General features: G+C 64.9%; 2 protein-coding genes and 1 pseudogene. All 3 read left to right on the forward strand.

Going from position 1 to position 2127, the window contains the following annotated elements:
* Positions 1-5 precede the first annotated feature (5 nt).
* Positions 6-881 carry an ABC transporter permease gene (locus tag Y705_RS0101700; RefSeq protein ID WP_026531604.1) on the forward strand — a complete coding sequence of 292 codons (876 nt, stop codon included), beginning with the start codon at positions 6-8 and terminating at the stop codon, positions 879-881.
* A complete protein-coding gene (locus Y705_RS0101705; protein ID WP_049822112.1) occupies positions 878-1711 on the forward strand; it encodes an ABC transporter permease in 834 nt (277 codons plus the stop codon). The genes Y705_RS0101700 and Y705_RS0101705 overlap by 4 nt, the downstream gene beginning before the upstream one ends.
* A gap of 29 nt (positions 1712-1740) precedes the next feature.
* Positions 1741-2127, forward strand: a pseudogene (locus Y705_RS16575) (excinuclease ABC subunit UvrA); the annotation flags it as partial.

A 2127-nucleotide genomic window follows, 5' to 3' on the forward strand; every position in this document is an offset into this window, starting at 1 on the left:
ACCGGCTGCGGAAGGGATCAGCCGGTTCGACGACGGCGACAACCTCCCCCGACACACCAGCCCTCCGGGCCCTCACGCCCGCCGTTTCCGCCGCGCGTGCCCGGAAGTTCGGCTCCTGGTACTACGCCGAACATGTGCTGCGGTCGATGAACAGCTACCGCTGGACGCTGCTCGCCTCGAGCGTCGGCACTCCGGTCCTCTATCTGTTCGCCATGGGCGTGGGCCTCGCGACGCTGGTCGATCGACAGGCCGGGGAAGCGTTCGGCGGTGTGGGTTATCTCGCGTTCCTTGCCCCGGCGCTGCTGGCCTCGGCAACGATCATGACCGCATCCACCGAGTTCACCTACCCCGTGATGGACGGGTTCAAGTGGCGCCGCGGATACTACGGGCCGCACGCCTCGCCGCTCGGTACGGACCAGATCGTGAACGGGCACATCATCGCCGTCGGTCTGAGGCTGCTGCTGACCACCGTTATCTACTTCGCGATCGTCGCGGCCTTCGGCGCCTCGCCGTCGCCCTGGGGCTGGGTAGCCGTCCCGGTGGCTGTGCTGTGCGGACTGTCCTTCGGCCTGCCGCTCATGGCCTACGCGGCGAGCGTCGAAGAGGACAAGGGGCAGTTCGCCCTGGTGATGCGGTTCATCGTGATGCCGCTGTTCCTCTTCTCGGGGACCTTCTTCCCGCTTGAGACGCTCCCGGTCTTCCTCCGGTGGATCGGCTGGATCTCCCCGCTGTGGCACGGGACGGAGCTGGGGCGGACCCTGACCTACGGGTATGCCCAGCCGTTCGAGCTGGTTCTGGTCCATGTGCTCTACCTCGGCGTGCTGGCGTTCCTCGGCTGGCGCCTCGCGCAGAAGACCTATGCACGGAGGCTGGGGAAATGACCGACCAGTTGTCAGCGGAGGACTACCGGGTGTCACCGGGAAACCGCCCCTTCAGCGGACTGTATGCACGGAATGCGCGCGCCGTGATCTCGCGGGGGCTGCTCGCGACGCGAAGCAGCAACTGGCTGATTCTGGTGTCCGGCTTCTTCGAGCCGGTGCTCTACCTGGTCTCGATGGGCGTGGGGCTGGGAGCGCTGGTGGGAACCGTCGTCGGACCCGGAGGGCAGGAAATCAGCTATGCGGCCTATATCGCGCCCGCGCTGCTGGCCGTCTCGGCAATGAACGGTGCCGTCTATGACAGCACCTGGAACGTGTTCTTCAAGATGAACTTCGCGAAGCTGTACCAGGGCATGCTGTACACCTCGCTCGGGCCGCTGGACGTTGCGATCGGGGAGATCTTCCTGGCGCTGCTGCGCGGTGCGATGTATGCCACGGGTTTTACCGCCGTGATGGGGCTGATGGGCCTTATCACCACACCCTGGGCGCTGCTCATGGTTCCCGCAGCCGTGCTCGTCGCTTTCGGGTTCGCCTCCTTCGGCATGGGCATCACGAGCTTCATGAAGACCTTCCAGCAGATGGAGTGGATCAACTTCGTGATGCTGCCGATGTTCCTGTTCTCGGCCACGTTCTACCCGCTGAGCGTGTACCCCCAGGCCATTCAGTGGTTCATCCAGGCACTGCCCCTGTGGCACGGGGTGGAGCTGCTCCGCCAGCTCAGCGTGGGAATCTTCAGCCCCGCCACCCTGGTCCATGTGTCCTATTTCCTCGTCATGATCGCGCTCGGCATCCTCCTCACCACGCTGCGGCTGCGAAAGCTCTTCCTCCGGTAGGACACCCAACAGATGGAGATCCGACAGTCATGACCACGCGAACGGACAGGCAGCAGCCCGGGCTGCATATTGCCGACGGCCAGGATGTGATCCGCGTGCAGGGCGCGCGTGAGAACAACCTGAAGGACGTGCATCTCGAGATCCCCAAACGCCGGCTGACGGTGTTCACCGGTGTCTCCGGTTCGGGTAAGAGTTCGCTGGTGTTCGGCACGATCGCCGCGGAGTCGCAACGGATGATCAACGAGACCTACAGCGCCTTCGTGCAGGGTTTCATGCCGACCCTGGCACGGCCCGATGTCGATGTGCTGGAGGGCCTGACGACGGCGATCATCGTCGACCAGGAGCGGATGGGCGCCAACCCCCGGTCCACCGTCGGCACGGCCACCGATGCCAACGCCATGCTCCGGATCCTCTTC

The organism is Arthrobacter sp. H41 (assembly GCF_000520535.1).
Taxonomy (GTDB): domain Bacteria; phylum Actinomycetota; class Actinomycetes; order Actinomycetales; family Micrococcaceae; genus Arthrobacter_D.